The following is an 18,699-nucleotide window of genomic DNA, read 5'->3' on the forward strand; positions in this document are numbered from 1 at the left end:
GTAAGGACGAAGCCGTCATCGTCACCAAGGTCGGCTATTTCGGCGATCCCGAAACGCGTAAGATCGCACCCGAGGATGCCTCTGCCGCGGCAATGGCACTTGGGCGGCGGGTGGCCCCGCGCGTTGGCGTGACACGGCGACGATCTGTGGCGAGGTCGACGATATCAGGTCGCAAGCCGCGCTGGCGATGGCTTATGAGATCGGCGCGCGGGTGTTCGACACGGCTGCCGCCTACGGCGCCGGCAATGCCGAACTGATCCTCGGGCGGGCGTTGAGGGGTAAGGACGAAGCCGTCATCGTCACCAAGGTCGGCTATTTCGGCGATCCCGAAACGCGTAAGATCGCACCCGAGGATGCCTCTGCTGCGGCAATCCGGACATCGATCGACAATTCGCGGCAGCGCCTGCAGCGGGATTGTATCGACGTCGTGCTGCTACATATCAACGAGTATCCGATCGAGCGCGCCGGCGAGGTGTTCGATACGCTCGGCCTGTTGCGCCAGGAGGGCAAGATCGGCGGCTTCGGCTGGAGCACCGATCACCGCGGACGGCTTGCCGCCTACGCGCCGCGCGAAGGGTTCGTCGCCGTAGAGAACGACTTCAATGTGTTTACCCCGGCGAACGAGCTGATGGCCGTTGCGGCGCGCGAGAACCTCGTCTCGTTCAGCCGGCTGCCGCTGGCAATGGGGCTGCTCACCGGCAAATACACGCCGGCCATGCGGCTGCCCACCAACGATGTGCGCGGCGGGAATGCCGAATGGATGGTGTTTTTCAGGGATGGCGCCGCCAACCCGCACTATCTGTCAAGGCTCTCGGCAATCCGCGACCTGCTCACCTCGGGCGGACGCACGCTTGCGCAAGGCGCGCTCGGCTGGATACTCGCCAAGTCGGCAATCGCCCTGCCGGTTCCCGGCTTCACGCGGCCCGAGCAGGTCGAGGACAATCTCGGTGCGCTGGAGAAAGGGCCGCTGCCGGCAACGGTGATGGCCGAGATCGACGCAGTGCTGAAAATTGCCGAGACTGCGTAGGGTGTGGTGAATCCGGAATTCGCATTGGCGATAATGCGACCAACTTCGATCTCTGATGTCTGCCGATATCGCATTTTTCTTAGTCAAGCTTCCGTGGCGCAATTGAACACGGACGGAGCGGCGGACACGCTCGAGTTGAAGGTCCGCCGCTCCGGTTTTCAGATCAAAGAGTGATGCTGCAACGGGAGATGGGTAGCGAGCTGCGCTTGAGCTGCGCCGCCGACCGCGTCGCTGTCGAGAGAGAGCGACCCGGTTGAGCTGTCAAAGATGATGTGGTGGGAACCATCATCCGTGGCCGTACCAGCAGGGGAAGTATGCAATGAAAGCCCGCCCGACTTAAGCTCGGTAAGAGCGGCTTGATCGAGGTGGAGCTTGTCCTGAAGCTTGCTGAAGTCGAAGGCATCGTTGCCTCCGTGGCCAGACATGATCTCGGCGGCGGCGCCGTTTTTTGCCTGGGCGCCGACACTTTCATCGGGCTGGACGGTTTGCGCGAACCCGTGGCGGATCAGGCTGGTTGCCGTCTTGTCGGATGGATCGTTGGTCGGGAGAAGTTCCGAGCCGGCCGAAAGAGAATGGCTCAACGAGGCCAATATGCGGTCAACGTTGCTGCCCTCGCTTACCTTGTCGCCGGCATTATCGTGGGTGGTGTCAGTCGAACTGCCATCGCTGGCGAGGAGGTGAGAAAGCGCGGTCTTGTCATGACTGCCATCGCTGGTGGTGGCACCGGAGGCGGCGGTAGCAGTCGAACTGCCGTCGCTAGCGAGGAGGTGAGAAAGCGCGGTCTTGCCATGACTGCCATCGCTGGTGATAGCGCCGGAGGCGGCGGTATCAGTCGAACTGCCGTCGCTGGCGAGGAGGGGCGACAGCGCGGTCTTGCCATGACTGCCATCGCTGGCGGTAGCGCCGGAGGCGGCGGTAGTAATCGAACCGCCGTTGCCGGCGAGGAGATGCGAAAGCGTGGTCTTGCCATGATTGCTATCGCCGGTGGTGGCTTCGGAAGGGGCGGTGGCAGTCGAGGTGCTGCCGCCGGTGATGGTCTCGGCCGGGGCTGTGGCGGTCGAGGTGCCGCCGCTGGAGGTGGCTTCGGAAGGGGCGGTGGCGGTTGAGGTGCTGCCGCTGGAGGTGGCTTCGGAAGGGGCGGTGGCGATCGAGGTGCCGCCGCTGGAGGTGGCTTCGGAAGGGGCGGTGGCGGTCGAGGTGCTGCCGCCGGTGGTGGCTTCGGAAGGAGCGGTGACAGTCGAGGTGCTATCGCCGGTGGTGGCCTCGGAAGGGACCGTCGCCGTAGAAATGGGATCGGTGGCCGCAGCTTCGGAAGGAGCAGTCCCGGCGGTGCTGAGATTGTGTTGCCGGAAAACGGCCTGCAGTTCCGGGGAGCTCTCAAGCGCGGTGTCGCCTCGCTGTGAACCCCAGGCGTACGCGTACTCGAAGGCGGGTGACGGAACCAGCTTGGCCCAGTGGTCCATCATGGTTTCCATCTGGGCGGCGGTGGGCACGACATATTTGCCACCCATGTCGGTGTTATAGTCGCCACCGCCAAACGTCTGGTAGCCTGGAATGATCTTGCTCGTCGGGATGCCCGATGCCTGAGCGGCAGCGACGAATTTGTCGATCATGTTATAGTCGACCGCGCCATCCGTGCGGACAGGATAGACATCCACGCCGTAGTAATCGATACCGGTATTGGCGGGATTGTACGTGTTCGAAAAATCCGGATTCGCGGACGTCCCCAAGCTCATCATCGTGATGTAGGTCTTGGCGTCCGGCACATTGGCGTGAATCCAGTCGGATTCTGCCTTCAGATTCGCGGCGGAGGCGTAGGTGCCCCATTGGCCGGTGGGATCCGGCTCGTCGACCAGGAAGAATCCGAACAGCTTCGGATTGCCGATGAAAGGCGTGATCTTGTCGATAAAGGACGACGTCGCTCCGTCGGTTTCGTTGAGGTAGACCAAGCCCTTCATACCGTCCGGCAGCGCGTTGAGTTGGTCAACAGATGAAACGTCGGCCAGATTGAATCCGGCTTGCGCAATTTCCGTGCCCGATCCACCTGACGTGTAATGCAGAGTTGTCATCCAATATTCCTTTTTCTGTTTCGACCGCGCCTACTTACAGACGACGTATATTAGCGCCAAATCACATACCGACACCCTTTGACAGAAAGATTGAGGGTTTGAAGTAGGATTGAGCCTTGGAGGAGCGCTCCCTTCGAACTCGTTTCCGCAACGGTATCGACGACCAGGCAAGGATCGTTCTATTCGGGATAAGACTCGGCTGACTTGATCCGACCGTGTGGAGCTTGGCTCGAATGTCGCGACCGAGAAGCCGTCCGACGCGGGATGGCCGGGAAATCTGAAAACCAGACCAAAAACAAAACCCGCCTAGCGGCGGGTCGTCAGTGCGAATCTGCACCATAGCCAAATTACTAGCATAGCTGCCGGCACAAAGCAAGAACAAAATGTGACGCAATCGACGAAGCTGCCGATCTAGACGGCGCTTCTCCGAAATGCGAATGCGCCTCGCAGCCGGCATTGCCGCAACAGCGGTGCCGTGCAACATCGGCGGCTTGGAAGGAACCCCGGTGCTGTCTCGCCTGATCGCCGGCCTGCTGCTCGCCTGCGGATTGACCCACAGATCATGTATTCGCTTGCGCAGGCGTCGTGGGGCTACCCAGTTGCCTTTTCCGCGAGGCGACGGTTGGACTCAAACATCTTCTGCGGCATCCGCCGAAAGCTCCTGATCAAGATGTTCGCGCGGAAGAGGTTGGCCGGATTGGCCGCGAGGCTGGTGCAAGGCGATATATCCCGGACACCAGGGCGCGGACGAGCGGCTTGCGTACCGGCGTCTCGATGAAGCGCCAGACGATAAAAGAGGCAAGGAGGACCCCGGCCAACACGACGAAGAATGCGGCGTTCTTGCCGACATGCGGCGCCAGCGCGTTAAGCGAAATGTAGCCGATATACTGGTGCAAAAGATACAGCGGATAAGTCAACCCTCCGAGCATCATGATAGCCTTGGATGGAGCAATCACGGAGCGGAGCAATATCGCGCCAGCGAAGACTCCGTAGACCACCATGTTGGCGGTGAAGAGAGCAGGATACGAAATGGCTGCGCCAAAGTGCTCCTGCATCCAGTTATGAGAGAACATTGCGGTCTGGCAAGACACCAGGAACGCGACGGCAAGAAACAGGAACGCAGCCGGTGAACGGCCCCTTGCAACGATGTCTTCCGCGAGGATGCCTGCGGCAAACAAAGGCGCATAGTTTGTAATGAAGAGAATGCGTATCACCGGGTTCCCAAAGAAGAACTCGTTGGTTGCCGAAATTGCGAGCCAGATGGCCGCGATGGGTATTTTCCAGCGCTGAAAGGCGCCGGCAAAGATCAGCACTGCAACCCAGCCGTAGAACAGGATCTCGAGCACGATCGACCAGTAGACGCCATCCATGGACGGCCTGCCGAAGAGGCGGGCGAACATGGAAAGATTGGCTACATAGGTTGGAACATCGGTCGGAAAACGCTGCTCTTTGGCGACGACGAGAACAACAAACGTCGCGGTCATGCAGACGAGGAATCCGGGATAAAGCCGGGCGAAGCGGGCGACCGCGAATTCCTGCCAGGTTCGACCTTCGGCCGACCACGCGATGACGAAACCGCTGATCAGGAAAAACAGATTGACGCCGAGATAGCCATAGATGGCGTAAGGTGCTGCGGCAGGATATTCCACGTCGAGATTGCCCGCGATCGCGCCGCCAAAAAGATAGTGAAAGAGCACGACCGCGAGGGCTGCAGCCAGGCGCAGCAGGTCGAGTGATGCCATGCGCGCCGGAATGGCCTTGCCTGCCGGTTCCACAGCTACCTCCCGCAGCCGTTTCAGCTTTTGACAACCATCAGCGGCCTGATCCGCAATACCAGTGCTAACGCGAAGACTGCAAACCGGCGGCAGGCCAAGCCTTTACCTTCTCAAGTACGAACAGCTGCTCGCAGGACAGGAACCGCAGGACGCTAAAAGAGCGTACCAGCTTGAGCCCCGCCGCCGCGAAATCCTGTCGTGCAACGGTGAGATTGACGGGATGAGGCGCCGACATCCTTCCGGTGATCATCTTCCGCAGCCTTAGCCGTATTCTCTGGAGGCGGGTGCCAAGGCCGTAGGATACGATCAGGCGACGGCTGGCAACGCGCGCGAGCTCAATGATAATGTCGCGCCTGAGATGTGGCGGGATAAGGTGAATGAGGCGAAGGCAGACCACCGTATCAAAGCTTTCGTCGGCGAACGGCAGCTGCGTCACGTCACATCGGATGAATCCCCGAAATCCTGATTGACCTTCATATGCTGATTTAGCCAAGGCCATCATTTCCATTGAAATGTCTGCAGCCAGCACCCGACAATTATGCTGGCCCAGCACGCCGGCCAGCTTCCCGGTTCCGCATGGGATATCGAGCACCTGAGATGGAGGCGGGCTGCACCTCTCCAGCGCCTTGGCGATGCAGCGTTGCTCCCGTCGCGCAATGACGTATGACGCAACGGTGGACAGCTTCAACCGGCCTGCATAGCCGTTCAGGTACCAGCTCGCAAAACTCGGATCTTGATATCTCTGTTTTGTCGGGAGCTCATAGGCCGCGACTGCCGCGACCTTGGCGTTGTAATTGGCAGGTATAGCCGTATTTGCCGCTGCCGTCTGATGTGGCTCGAGGTTCTCGCTCATATGCCTGCTTTCATACGATTTCTCCTGCAGATGAGATCGAAGATTTTTGTCCGACACGTTCATTGGATAGCCGACCAAGCTGCCCTATTGGCGATAGAGGGGATAAACGGCCAGTTGGCTGCGTCCATCACAGAGAAGGTTTCCAGAAGGCTGGGTGTCTCGCATCCCTCGAACGGATGAGACATGCCGAACTCATGACTGCCGCGCCCTCGCGGAAGTGTGCTGGGGAATAGGGCTACTGCACACCCCTTTCGGAGACGGAACGGTAAACGGACGGTAGGCAATCCGGAAGGATAGTCACCGAAACGCACTCCTTCCGTTCACGATTTTGGCGTCCGTCGATATCCTAACGTGACCACACCGTCATTCATACGGATGGCGCGGATTCCTGGCTCGTCGGCTAGACATCCCAGGAAGAGATGGGCGTTCGCTTCAGCAAATGGACATGACGTCACTGCCAGTAGGCTTCCCTCAGTCTGGATTGAAAGATGATCTTGGAGCTATTTGGGCCGTCCGGTGCTGGTAAGACGACGTTAGCGTCCGAGCTGGTGCACGTTTTGCGAGCTCAGGGCTACTGTGTTGTTTTGCAGACCGGTGACCGCCGACATCCGGTTAGAAGGGCCGCCTTCAAACTGGTCTCCGGCTTGCATTCAAAGTGGATCGGACAGCGTTCTCTCGGTGCAGAAGTGCTTAAGATTCTTCCACCCAAGAATGAGCTGTGGGCGGCTCGCCTGAACTGGCATCTTGAAGCTCTTCTTCAAGCTTGGCGCGCGGCAATAGCGTCCAATGACACGATCTCAATTTTTGACCAGGGTATGGTGCAATTCGTATGTTCACTGGTTTTGTTCAGCGGCGTAACGGATCGTGAAAGGGTGTCGCGCGCGCTCGAGCTTCTACCCAAACCGGATCTGCTTGTCCGATTGCAGGCGCCAAGGGAAATTCTAGAGGTCCGTCTGAAGGAACGCCGGCGTAACCTCGGTATCATTCAGAAGTTCCTCGAAGTCGATCTGCAGAGCAGTCTTGATCATATTGACCACGTTAATCTCATTGGGGAACAACTTGGATCGTTTCCCGTGCCAACAACTTGCGTCGAAAGTTTAGATTCGAACGGGCTCACAGCTGCCACAGAAATGATAGCGCGTGGAGTAATCGACAAGTTCGGCGCGGCGCGGGCGAAATTTAAAAGAGTTGAAGCTTAGAGAGATGCGGTTTTGAAGCGTCGACAAGAAGATATCCAATAATATGGAAAATCGAATTATTGAAAAGAAACCGCGCGAGTTGACATGACATGCGCTTTTCTCGCTACCAGACTGCCTTGGCGTTGACGTTAGCTGCTGTCAGCGCGATATCCATAGTTATCCACGGGGCGGTGAGTGGAGAGGACGTCGCATCGACAAAGTTCGTCGCGCCGGTAGCCATGGACCTGCCGGATTACCTGCACGCCGCGAAGGATGCGGCATTTGGCACAACTTTCACCCGAATAACCAAACCCGGAATCCTCGGCGCCGGCATCGCATGCGGGAGCAAATATTGCAGCCACCGCTATTCGAGCGCCCAGGCCTGGAATTCGGATCAGAGCCTTCTTGTCATCAGCAACGGCTGCGGCGGCTTATGCTTCCTGGATGGGCGCACCTACGCCCCGCTTTTTCGCCGTGATCGATCGACCGAATGCGAATGGCATCCTCACGATCCCGACCTGATGATCTGCGTCGGTGGTCGGAAAATCTCGACCTGGGCGCCACGCACCAATCATGAGGAGGTCCTGTTTGTTTCGGCTGACAGTAGCAATCTCCAGTTCGGGCCATACAAAGGTAATCCAAGCCGTGATGGCAGCCGTATTGCCGTACGCGCGGTTCGCCGGGACGGCAAAGCGGTCGTCTTTGCCTACGATCTCAGACAGCGGCGGAAATTTCCGGAAATCGATCTCGCACAGCTTGTCGGAGCCAACGGCGCCTGCTCAATCTCGCCGCTGGGCGTCAACATCTTATGCATTCAGAACCTGAAAGACGACACTGAACAGACGCTCATCTTTTCTGTTGACGGCGTTCTGCGCCAGAAATGGACTGAGCATCATCGGCCTGGCCATGGCGACATGACCGTCGATGCCGACGGCAGCGAAATCTATGTGGGGATCAGTAAGTCCGATCCAGACATATACCAGGTGATCAAGCGAAGGCTGTCAGATGGGAAAGTCACCTCGCTCATGAGATATGGTGAAGCACAGCATGCCTCGCTCAGGTCGCTGGACAGGCCCGGTTGGGTGTTCCTTACCTATTCGGGCAATCCGGACGAAGTATCGAAATATCCGGCTTGGGCGCCGTATGCGCGGGAAGTCATCGCGTTGCGCATCGACGGCAGCGGAGAGGTCCGGCGCATTGTGCAGACGAAGAACGTTCCATTCGACTACTGGAGTGAGACCCACGCCTCGCCGTCCCCGGACGGTTCACAGGTGATCTGGTCAAGCAATTGGGGAGTACCCGGCGGCCCGGTTTACGATTTCGTCGCCCGTATTGACTGGCCGGAAGGATCAGACACTGGCTCGAGAGCATTAGCCGCGAGCGGTCTTCAATAACAAAACCTTCCGGTCGCCTATGGCGATATGGCCGATCGTGCTTGCTCCATTCACGCTTTTAACGCCTCACGTTCAACTTCGCCGCCATACGGCTCCGTTCGATGTCGATTCATTCAAACGGACGACGACAGTGGCCAAGCCTGCACCTAGCGTGATTGTGCAGTTTGCAAGGCTTATGACACTTGCCGGAATCCTACGAATTACAGCGATGACGTCGGGTGACGGCTTGTATCGCCAAGGGCGCTCGCGCCGGAGCTCACTGTTGATGTCACGGCCGAGAAAGGAATAGCAGATGGATACGGATAAGCGAGCCGAAGAGAATGCCTCTTTCAACCCTGAGTTGTTAGAATGGTTGGTATGCCCAATGACCAAGGGCTCACTTGCCTGGGATTCGGATCGCGATGAACTCGTTTCGAAGAGCGCGGGACTTGCCTATCCGGTTCGCGACGGCATTCCAATCCTGCTAGCCTCGGAGGCACGGACGATCACCTCCCGCGTGGTCAAACTTCGCGCATCCAGACGATGATGGGAGCCGCGCTAAAGTAGGCGGCTTTCCGACGACAGCCAGCAATGACAGGAAAGTGTGCCGCGGAGCGCGAGCCGTTTGTCTGCGGACCACTCTGCGCTCGGCACCCGGGCAGTGCCGACCTCTTTGATGCAACGCGCGGCGACCTGAACCGGCTGGGTACGGCGGCCCGCTGCCGGGACAGGGTTTGCGTCATTTAAACAGACGAGGACAGTGGCAAGACCTGCCCCTACCGTGACCTGGGCGAGATGGGTAGCGAAACCAACACCATGAAAGCAAATTCAAGGGCCGGCCACTTCGCGCGATCGGGCTACAGCGAACGGTCAGGAGACGCAGGATGAATCCGCATCTGGTGTGTGTCGGAGGCGAGGATCATGCCCTGCGAATTCCGTTCTTGATGTCGCTGCGAGAGAAGGGATTCCGTGTTACTGCGGTGTCGAGCGGCGGTGAAGCCGCATTCCTGCGGCATGGCATTCCGCATCGCAGCTACGGTTTCGACCGATTTTCCAGCAGCAGCGGAGAATGGGCCGCCATCAGAACCATTCGAAAGCTGATGGCGGAACTCCGGCCGGACATTATCCAAAGCTTCGACACCAAGCCCAACCTGGTGACGCCACTTGCGGTGCGCGGAAGCGTTCCAGTCGTGCGCACTATTAACGGTCTGGGCTGGACGTTCTCGTCCCTGGAACCGCGCGCCCTTGCCCTGCGCCCAATCTTTTGCGGACTGCAATGGCTTTCGTCGTTATGGACGGCGGCTACGGTGTTCCAGAATCGGGACGATCAGGCATTCTTTGAACGCTACCGACTGATCGGACGCGGCAGCGGACGAGTGATCCGCAGTTCTGGAATCGACGTCGATGCGTTCGCCATGGCAAGGCATCTTGCCCCGTCGGCGATGAAAATGCGCGAAGAGCTTGGGCTCCAATCCGCCGAGATCGTAATTTTTGTCGGCCGGCTAACGCGCCAGAAAGGCATCCCGACACTCCTCAAGGCAGTCCCTCGCATCCTGTCGGAAAGGCCCAATGCCCGTTTCGTGCTTGTCGGCCCATTGGAATCCGAGGGCCCATTTGCAGTGGACAAGGCTGAGATCGATCGACATGTGCCGCATGTCATCGCCTTGGGTCCACGACGCGACGTTCCTGCCCTTCTTGGCATGGCCGATCTGTTCGCCTTTCCAACACAATACCGAGAAGGGATTCCGCGCGTCCTGCTGGAGGCAGGGCTCGCGGGATTGCCTATCGTCGCCTCGATGATGCCTGGTTGCAATGAGGTGGTCGAGGACGGATGGAACGGCCATCTCGTCCCCCCGCACGATGCGAACGGCCTTGCCTCTCGAATTATAGAGGTCCTGTCCGACCGCCGGAAAGGACGGACCATGGGCGCTCGCTCTGTCGAGCTCGTCCGGACGCAGTTCTCGCTGCCCTGGGTGGTCGAGCAATATTGCGATCTCTACGACAATGTCCTTAGTGCCAAATCCCAGGGCGGCTTCGCTCGACCGGCATCGCCGGTGTTGCTTGAAGAGCCTGCTGCAAACCGCGGATCGGGTGGAGCGCGCCGATGATCCGGGACGCGATCCTGGCCTGCGGCGTGGCCATGTCGTATGCGGCGCAGCTCTCAGTTCCGGGCTTGCCCTACGGCTATGGCGAATTGTTTCTCGCGCTTTGGATCATGCTGTCGATCGGGCGGGTGCTCGCCGGCGGTCACTTGGTAGTCAGGCCCGCCCTGATCCGTGTTGCGGGCTTCTGGCTGATCATCACGCTCGCTCTGGGTATTGGCACCATCGTTGGCTACCTGACCACGGTACTGTATCTGTCGGTGGTGATGCACGATGGGGTAGCCTACCTGCTGCTGATCTGCGTCACCTGCCTGGCCGCCGCGGAGCCCGACGCGGATCGCCGTCTGCGCAGTGCTGCCTGGTGGGTGGTCGCGATTGCGAATGCATGCTTTATTGTTCAGCTGGCACTTGGATGGGGTTGGATTCACCAATCCGGCGTCGATCCCTGGTACTGGGATCGCTTCCGAGGCTGGTCCGAGAACCCCAACCAGCTCGCGCTCTATTGCGCACTCCTTGGTCCGCTCGCCTTGCATCTTGCGACGACTACAAGCAAGCCGTGGGCGAGGTTGGCCGGGCTCAGCAGCCTTATCCTGATCATCTATGTCGGAAGGCTGACGAAGAGTGATACCTATCTTTACACGACGGTCCTGGTCGGCCTGATATTTCTTGGGCTGCGGGTTCGGACATGGCTCGCAGCCGGTGACGGCAAGGTCAGCCTGTCCCGGCAAGTTACCCTCCTGCTGATGATTGGCTTCCTTCCGTTGGCCATGTCGATGACGCCTTACATCGTCACGGAGGTGGGCAGCGTCGAACAGTTCGCCTTGAGTCTTACCAAGGACAAGGGCGGCGAAGCGACCGCCGAAACCGCTGCACTTCGAATCCATCTCTGGGGAGATGCATTGGGCAAGGGCCTAACGTCAGGATCCCTGGGCCTTGGTCCTGGCCCGCATCTGGAGCGCCCGCCCATTTCCTACAGCCAATTTCTGCCCCGGCCTTTCGAGGCTCACAACACGATTCTCGATCTGTACACTCAAGGTGGTTTGGTTGCGGTCCTGGCCCTGGCCTGGATTGTCGGCGCGGCGGCTTTATGCGCATGGCGTGCGAAGCTCGATGCCCTGTTCGTGCTGGTGGTGTCGATCGTCATCTTCGGAATGCCACATCTGATCATCCGCCATCCAATCGTGTGGTTTGCGCTTACCATTTGCCTTGTTGCCGGAACGCCGCGAACGATTTCGGCAACCTCTAGCGACCTGAGGTGATGGCATGTGTGGGATTACCGGAATTCTCCTTGCACCCGATGCCGCCAACATCAAACCGCTCAGGGCAATTGGCCAGATGACGACGGCCCTTCGTCATCGTGGGCCTGATGGCGAAGGCTTCTGGATCAATCGCGAAGCCGGCATTGCCTTCGGCCACCGACGTTTGGCTATAGTCGACCTATCGGAAGCAGGACGCCAGCCGATGCATTCGGCAAGTGGCCGATATGCCATTACCTTCAACGGCGAGATCTACAATTTCCGCGATCTGCGCCGCGAGCTTGAAGACGCTGGCCATCGGTTCCGTGGCGCCAGCGATACCGAAGTGATGCTGTGCGCAATCGAGAGCTGGGGTCTCGACACCGCACTCACGCGCTTCGCTGGCATGTTCGCATTTGGATTGTGGGATCTAAAGACCAGGACCCTCCATCTCGCCCGCGACCGAATGGGCAAGAAGCCGCTCTATGTTGCTGCAACGCGCGATGCGCTCGTTTTTGCCTCCGAGTTGAAGGCAATCCATCGTTTTCCAGGTTTCTGTCAGGAGCTCGATCTCGACGCGGCCGCGACAATGCTTTCGAAAGGATGGGTACCGGGAAACTGTTGCATCTGGCGAGGCGTGTTCAAGCTACCTCCGGGCTCGGTCCTGTCTGTGACGGCGGCGGATTTTGCCGAGGCGCGCAGCGCCGCATCCCTTTCGCAACGCGCCCGACACTGGTGGTCGCTGTCTGAAATCGCCGCGAACGGTCGACAGAATCCAATCGCCGGTACCGACGAAGAACTGACCGATGGACTCGACGATCTGCTTCGACTTGCCGTCCGGGAACGCATGATAGCCGATGTGCCGCTGGGTGCCTTTCTGTCTGGTGGCCTCGACAGCTCCACGGTTGTGGCGCTGATGCAGGCCCAATCGCCAAAACCGGTGCGCACATTCACGATCGCTTTCGGAGAAGGCGGGTTTGATGAGGCTCCCCACGCGGCGGAGGTCGCGCGGCACCTGGGCACCGATCATACTGAACTCCACCTTTCAGCAGCCGCTGCGCGTGAAGTCATTCCGGAACTGCCGCGGATCTGGGATGAGCCGTTCGCCGATGAATCGCAGATACCGACTTTGCTCGTGGCGCGGCTCGCTCGCCAGCACGTTACGGTGGCGCTATCAGGCGACGGTGGCGATGAATGCTTCGCCGGTTACGCTCGTCATTTCATGGCTGCGCGGTTGAAACGACAGCATGCGCTGCCGTCGCCGCTGCGTCACGCGCTTGCTGCAGGGGTCGGATTGCTGGCCCGTGCAGCGCGTCACGATTTCGTCGGCAAGCTGCCGCTTTCGGCGAGTGGACGGCACGCGCTGCGGAGCGACCGGCTGCATCGCCTCGCTCGGCTGCTCGCTGCGCCAGATGAGGACGAATTGCATCGACGGCTGACCGGAGCATCGACCGGGAGCCTCGCACTCCACACGCCGCCCACATCAATTCAAGGGTCCCCCCGGCTTGATGGCCTGCTGTCCCGTCTCTTGTACGACGACATGGCCGGTTACCTGCCCGACGATATATTGGTGAAGTTGGACCGCGCCAGCATGGCCAATAGCCTCGAAGGCCGGTGCCCGCTTCTCGACCATCGGGTTGTCGAATTCGCCTGGCGGCTGCCGGCACATGCGAAGGTCCGCAATGGCAAAGGCAAGTGGCTTCTTCGTCAGCTGCTTAGCCGCTATGTTCCGCAACGGCTGATCGACCGGCCGAAGCAGGGTTTCGATGTTCCCATAGCAGTCTGGCTGAGCGGCCCGTTGCGCATCTGGGCCAGCGATCTAGTCGCCGATATACGCCTCTCCGGAGATGGGATCTTCGACTTTGCGAAGGTCGAAACCTGCTGGCGCGACCATCTTGACGGAAGACAGGATCATTCTCGCGATTTGTGGCCCGCGTTGATGTTCCAGGCCTGGCGCAACGAGGCCGGGCGGTCCGCCGGGCCGGCAACGGGCATGTCCACAGCGCTCGAACTGACAGGAGTATGAGATGGAAGGTTCCATAGTCAGCCGAATTCACCTTCCGCGCGCCACTGAAATGCACGTGCCGACGCGCGAGATCAATCCGCGCATGAGGCCATTCCTGCGCGAACAGGTCGACGCGCAGACCCCCTTCCATCAACTCCTCATTACCATCGCGAGGAGAAAATGGTTCCTGCTTGCAATGGTGATTTTGGGCGGAGTGTTGGCTGGGCTTGCGGGTTTTGTGCGTCCTGTCCTGTTCGAGGCGACCGCACAGGTGATTGTCGATGCTCCTGGCAGGAACGCGGCTCCCGGAGGTGCGGATTCTGCTCAGGAGATGCTGGATGCGAGCATTGATGACCACTTAACCATGCTCTCTTCGCAGGGGCATCTGCGTCGCCTGGTGGCAGCCCTACGCGAGACAAAGATCGGCAACATTGCTGAGCAAGGTGATGTCGGAAATTCCCGCGCCGCCCCGGTAGGCGGCAACCTGCAGAACATACGCACCTTCGCAGCTGGTCTGCTAGAAAGGATTTGGCCGCAGGGCAGGCCGGAGGCGGCCGATGCAGCCGAACTCAAGGCATTGCGGAAGGGCATGAGGGTTGGACAGGAACTGAGATCAAGGGTGATCACCGTCGGCTTCACCGACGACGATCCGGCGCGAGCCGCCCTGGTGGCCAATACGTTCGTCCAAGTATACATCGACGATCTCGCACAGAAGCGCAGGGCGTCAGACAGGCTGGAACTCGCCTCGATCGTCGCCAGCCTGCCGGTCGTACAAAGCGACCTGGCGAAAGCGACCGACCGCCTGGAAAAGTATCGACTGAGCCATGGCGCGGTCGATCAAGGTGCGGCGGATAACGCTGCCAAGGAGACAGCCGAACTTAGTCAGCAGATATCCTTGTCGAAAGCGGATCTCTCAGCGACGGAATCTCACCTTCAGCACATCGAGGCTTTGCGAGAGGAAGGAGCATCGGTCGCGGCGCTCGCCGAAGCGATCGGGTCTCCGGTATTGGCCGACATGGCGGCCCGCCAAGCCAACGACAATGCGGATGCGGGCCTTAGCACTGCGATCAACGGCGAGATCGAACAAGGCACTGCTCGCATTGCGGCGGAGGGGAACATCTACCGTGCCCAGATCGCTGCTCTGGAGGGCCGTAAGAATGTGCTCGATGCGGTGGTGGCCGACACAGCCGGCCGGCTTTCCGGCTTGCGTGCGCTCGAGCCGCAGGTCAGCATCCTGACGCAGCGCTACAACCAGCTTCTCACCCAACAACAGGATCTGGTGCAGCGCATCGCAACTCCCTTGCCCGGGGTCTCGATCCTTTCAGCGGCATGGCCGCCAACGAATCCAAAAACCCTGCCGCCCATCTTTCTTATTCCGCCCGGCATGATCGTGTTTGGCCTCATTGGCGGGGTCTTCGTCTTGGTCCGCAGCCGTCTCAATCAGACCTTGCGCGGCGGGGCCGAAGCTGAAGCCGCGCTCAGGGTTCCGTGCCTGGGGCTGATACCGGAAGCGCCCACAATACACGCGAAACGACTACAGCAGCTGGTTCTCGGCCAGCAAAACTGCAGCTACAGCCGAGCCGTCACTTCTCTCCTTGTCACCGTGGCTCTCAACAAAGCGAGAGGCCGTGCGTCGCACGTCATCCTCGTCACGTCCAGCGTCCGGCATGATGGCAAGACCGAGCTCGCATGGAGCCTCGCCTTGGCAGCTACCCGACTTGGGGGACGAGTGCTTTTTCTCGATCTTGATGGCACGGGCGCCCGCCTCACGAACGAGTTTCTGAACGAATTCGGTGCGTTCAAGCCGCATAAATCCTTTGGAGACTATATGAGCGACCGTTGTCCGCTGCACGACGCGGTCACGGGAATGCCTGAAATTGGAATCGACTTCATGGCACTCGCACCATCAGAGGATCTGCTGCCGCAACTGTCCATGATCGACGGGTCCCTGGTCACAGATGAGCTGCGCTCGATGTACAGCATCGTCATCATAAATGGACCGCTGGGACTTGGAGGACCTGAGGCCAGGCTACTGACGGGCTGGGCTGACGCAGTTCTTTTCGCTGTTCGCTGGGCCAGGACGCGTCGCAGCATCGCGCGTGGTGTTCTGCAGTTGCTGACGGAGGACGAGACGGCTCAGGTCCCCGTAGGCAGCGTTCTCACGCAGGTCAATCTTAGGAAACACGCCGGCTACCGGTTTGGGGACAGCGCGGATCTCTTGCTCGAGAGAACATCATGAATGTCACATGCGGGATTCCGCGTAACGACCGCCACGGCATTCGACCTGTCGAGCGGAAGATAATATCGACGATCTCGCAGTCCGGAGCAGGGTCCGCGGCCAAAGGCGATCAAGGCGAAGAAATGCGCGACGCCGGCGCAAAAGACATCGACGATTTCAGCGATCCGAAGCTCGCCCGCTTCCCTGCGGCCTCCGTTGCTCCAACGAATATGGTTTTGCCGCACAAGGAGGACACGGGCCGGGGTCTCGGCTATGCCAGCATCTTCGCTCTTTTGGTCTATATCGGGGGTGCGGGCTTGACCAGCTTGGCGCAGTTATTGATTGCGCGCATCGTTGGCTCCACCAGCTATGGCATTTACTCCTATGTTCTGGCCTGGACCTCGGTGCTTGCCTATCTTGCAACGCTTGGTTTCCATGTATCCTTGTTGCGTTTCGTCTCCGCCTACAGTGCCAAAGGGCGGCTTGACCTGGTACACGGCGTAATCAGGTTTGCTCTGCAGAGGTCGCTGGCGGCGGCGACACTATTCGGCATCGTTGGCGCCGCCTTGATCTTTTTCTTTTCAGATCCTTCTCACAAGGAGCTTCAAATCAGCCAGCTGCTAGGCATGGCAGCAGTGCCTTTGGTCACCGCCTACGCTTTGGGCGCAACACTTGTTCGTGCTTTCGGCGGCGGTGTCTCGGCCCTCCTGCCGGAACGCATAGTGCGCGACGGCCTCTTGTTGACGTTGCTGGGAATGGCGGGCTTATCCGGATCATGGACCCCCAACGCACCCTTGGTGATGCAGGCGGTGCTGGCAAGTTCAGCCATCACGGTCGGCCTGGTGTTCGTCATGGCGACAAAATTTCAGCCGCCTGGCTTGCGGCAGGTTCAGCCAGGCGACGAGTCGCGGGAATGGTGGTCCGCGGTTCCGCCAATGATGCTCATGGCTGGGCTCGATGTTTTCATCAGCCGGGCCGGAGTCATGGTGCTGGGCTGGACGCATCACATTCGCGAAGCAGGCATTTTCGCATTGGGATTGAACGTCGCCTTGCTTGTGAGCCTTTCCCTGGTTGCCGTCTCTACGATGTTTGCGCCGACAGCGGCTGCCCTTCATGCCCGAGGCGATCGGATGGCTCTGCAGCAGCTGTTTTCACGGGCCGCCCTACTTTCCTCTGGTGGGGCTCTAACGATGGCCATCCCGATGCTTGCGATTATTGAACCTCTGTTGAGCTGGTTCGGCGGGGATTTCAGTACCGCGGCACCCGTCGCGCGGATACTCATTCTCGGATATGTCTTTGTCGCGCTGTGCGGACCCCAGATGCTCCTCTTGATGATGACCGGAAACGAATGGGCGGCAGCCGCAACCATGATCGTCGGCGCTGCGGCCAGTATCATAGGCTGTGCCACAGGAATTGCGCTCTACGGCGCGCCGGGCGCCGCAGTGGGCCTCGCGCTTGCGTTGGCGATTTGGAATGTGGCGATGTCGATCTACATCAGCAAACGGCTGAAAATTATCCCTGGGCTGATCTTTGCGCTAACATCGTTCAGAACGCACGCAGTCGAAGGCCAGCGGCGACATTGGTTCCTGCGCTGATTTGAGACCGTCGCGCCCCGATACGCGACGGCATCAGCGTTCAGGAATTTCGAGTCCAGGGTTGTGTCGGATAGAGGCTGGCGAGTGCGGCTTTGTGGCCGACGCGTTACACGCCGAGTGGCAGATCATCGCCCGACAGGGCCCGCGGCCTACACGGTGGCCTCATTCACCAACGTCTGTTGCCGTACGCTGGCCGCGGCATCCGTTCCATGAAAGTCCCGGTACCATTCGACAAAGCGTCGCACTCCGTCCTCTAGCGGTGTTGCCGGGGCGAAGCCGACGGCCTGGCGAAGATCGCTGACGTCGGCGCGCGTCTCCAGAACGTCGCCAGGCGGCAACGGCACATCCACGCGAACTGCCCGGCTGCCAAGAGCGGTCTCGATGATCGAAATCAGCCGGTTGATCTCCTCGGGCCGGTCGTTGCCGATATTGTAGACGCGATACGGCGCGGAACTTGTGGCAGGGTCGGCGGTGCAAGGGTCCCAATTCGGATCCGGCTGCGGCGGTGTAGCAAGTGCTCGAACCACGCCCTCAGCGATATCGTCGATATAGGTGAAATCTCGCCACACGCGGCCGGCATTGGCTACTTCAATTGGTTTGCTCTCGACGATCGCGCGCGTGAACAAGTAGACGGCCATGTCGGGCCTGCCCCAAGGGCCATAAACGGTGAAGAAGCGCAGTCCGGTCACGGGCAGGCCGAACAAATGGCTGTATGAATGCGCCATGAATTCATTCGAACGCTTGGTGGCGGCGTAGAAGCTGACGGGATGATCGGCGCCGTGATTTTCGGAAAACGGTATGGTTCGATTCAAGCCGTAGACGGAGCTCGAAGAGGCGTAGACGAGATGACCGACGCCATGATGCCGGCAGCCCTCAAGGACGTTGAGAAACGCCACTATATTCGATTGCACATAGGCGTGCGGGTCAACAAGTGAATGACGCACGCCGGCCTGAGCCGCGAGATGGACGAGGTGTGAGGGGCGAACGTTTGAAAACAGCAACTGAACGCGCGCGGCATCCGCCAGATCCATTCGTACCGGCGTGAACTTCGCCTCGCTACAGAGGCGTGCAAACCGCGCTTCCTTGAGCCGCAGATCGTAATAGGGCGTGAAATTGTCGACGCCCACGACTTTGACACCAAGACGCAAAAGCCGTGAGGCCACGTGAAAACCAATGAAGCCTGCGGCGCCGGTGACGACGATCGGTCCTGTCCGTGCAAGTTTCTTCACCGCGCGGTCCGAACGGGATCGAGCGATTTCCATCTTCTCC

General features: G+C 59.6%; 14 protein-coding genes. 10 read left to right on the plus strand and 4 right to left on the minus strand.

What is annotated here, in order from left to right; genetic code table 11:
- Nucleotides 1–257, plus strand: a 257-nt coding sequence (locus NKI58_RS04945; RefSeq protein ID WP_352853072.1) for a hypothetical protein, incomplete at its 5' end; no start/stop codon positions are given.
- Nucleotides 143–1,027 carry an aldo/keto reductase gene (locus tag NKI58_RS04950; protein WP_352827971.1) on the plus strand — a complete coding sequence of 295 codons (885 nt, stop codon included), beginning with the start codon at nucleotides 143–145 and terminating at the stop codon, nucleotides 1,025–1,027. The genes NKI58_RS04945 and NKI58_RS04950, both read left to right, overlap by 115 nt.
- A 158-nt stretch (nucleotides 1,028–1,185) precedes the next feature.
- Here the strand turns inward: NKI58_RS04950 and NKI58_RS04955 are convergent, their stop codons facing one another.
- The 3 genes from NKI58_RS04955 to NKI58_RS04965 form a co-directional block, all read right to left on the minus strand.
- Nucleotides 1,186–3,096: a calcium-binding protein gene (locus NKI58_RS04955; protein ID WP_352853073.1), complete on the minus strand. Its 1,911-nt coding sequence runs from the start codon at nucleotides 3,094–3,096 to the stop codon at nucleotides 1,186–1,188.
- Nucleotides 3,097–3,761: 665 nt separating this feature from the next.
- On the minus strand, nucleotides 3,762–4,871 hold the full coding sequence (locus NKI58_RS04960; RefSeq protein WP_352853075.1) for an acyltransferase family protein: 1,110 nt from the start codon (nucleotides 4,869–4,871) through the stop codon (nucleotides 3,762–3,764).
- A gap of 64 nt (nucleotides 4,872–4,935) precedes the next feature.
- Nucleotides 4,936–5,787 carry a class I SAM-dependent methyltransferase gene (locus NKI58_RS04965; RefSeq protein ID WP_352587413.1) on the minus strand — a complete coding sequence of 284 codons (852 nt, stop codon included), beginning with the start codon at nucleotides 5,785–5,787 and terminating at the stop codon, nucleotides 4,936–4,938.
- A gap of 425 nt (nucleotides 5,788–6,212) precedes the next feature.
- On the opposite strand from NKI58_RS04965, the gene NKI58_RS04970 reads away from it, so the two are divergent.
- The 8 genes from NKI58_RS04970 (at nucleotide 6,213) to NKI58_RS05005 (ending at nucleotide 17,430) form a co-directional block, all read left to right on the plus strand.
- Nucleotides 6,213–6,923 carry an AAA family ATPase gene (locus NKI58_RS04970; protein WP_023675607.1) on the plus strand — a complete coding sequence of 237 codons (711 nt, stop codon included), beginning with the start codon at nucleotides 6,213–6,215 and terminating at the stop codon, nucleotides 6,921–6,923.
- Between the two features lie 89 nt (nucleotides 6,924–7,012).
- Nucleotides 7,013–8,296: a hypothetical protein gene (locus NKI58_RS04975; RefSeq protein WP_352587411.1), complete on the plus strand. Its 1,284-nt coding sequence runs from the start codon at nucleotides 7,013–7,015 to the stop codon at nucleotides 8,294–8,296.
- Nucleotides 8,297–8,588: 292 nt separating this feature from the next.
- Nucleotides 8,589–8,822 (plus strand): Trm112 family protein, encoded by a 234-nt coding sequence (locus tag NKI58_RS04980; protein WP_023675609.1) that lies wholly within the window; start codon nucleotides 8,589–8,591, stop codon nucleotides 8,820–8,822.
- Nucleotides 8,823–9,159: 337 nt separating this feature from the next.
- The gene (locus tag NKI58_RS04985) at nucleotides 9,160–10,383 is read left to right on the plus strand and encodes a glycosyltransferase family 4 protein (RefSeq protein WP_023675610.1); all 1,224 of its coding nucleotides are present in this window, start codon (nucleotides 9,160–9,162) and stop codon (nucleotides 10,381–10,383) included.
- Entirely contained in the window at nucleotides 10,380–11,636 is a 1,257-nt protein-coding gene (locus tag NKI58_RS04990; protein WP_352784187.1) for an O-antigen ligase family protein, read from the plus strand. The genes NKI58_RS04985 and NKI58_RS04990 overlap by 4 nt, the downstream gene beginning before the upstream one ends.
- A 4-nt stretch (nucleotides 11,637–11,640) precedes the next feature.
- On the plus strand, nucleotides 11,641–13,638 hold the full coding sequence (asnB, locus tag NKI58_RS04995) for an asparagine synthase (glutamine-hydrolyzing) (protein ID WP_023675612.1): 1,998 nt from the start codon (nucleotides 11,641–11,643) through the stop codon (nucleotides 13,636–13,638).
- Between the two features lies 1 nt (nucleotide 13,639).
- On the plus strand, nucleotides 13,640–15,856 hold the full coding sequence (locus tag NKI58_RS05000; RefSeq protein WP_352576392.1) for a GumC family protein: 2,217 nt from the start codon (nucleotides 13,640–13,642) through the stop codon (nucleotides 15,854–15,856).
- Nucleotides 15,853–17,430: a lipopolysaccharide biosynthesis protein gene (locus NKI58_RS05005; protein WP_352576394.1), complete on the plus strand. Its 1,578-nt coding sequence runs from the start codon at nucleotides 15,853–15,855 to the stop codon at nucleotides 17,428–17,430. Before NKI58_RS05000 ends, NKI58_RS05005 begins: the two co-directional genes overlap by 4 nt.
- Before the next feature lie 149 nt (nucleotides 17,431–17,579).
- Here the strand turns inward: NKI58_RS05005 and NKI58_RS05010 are convergent, their stop codons facing one another.
- Nucleotides 17,580–18,692: an NAD-dependent epimerase gene (locus tag NKI58_RS05010; RefSeq protein WP_352576395.1), complete on the minus strand. Its 1,113-nt coding sequence runs from the start codon at nucleotides 18,690–18,692 to the stop codon at nucleotides 17,580–17,582.
- Nucleotides 18,693–18,699: the final 7 nt, after the last annotated feature.

Source organism: Mesorhizobium sp. M0522 (genome assembly GCF_040321085.1).
Classification (GTDB): Bacteria; Pseudomonadota; Alphaproteobacteria; order Rhizobiales; family Rhizobiaceae; genus Mesorhizobium.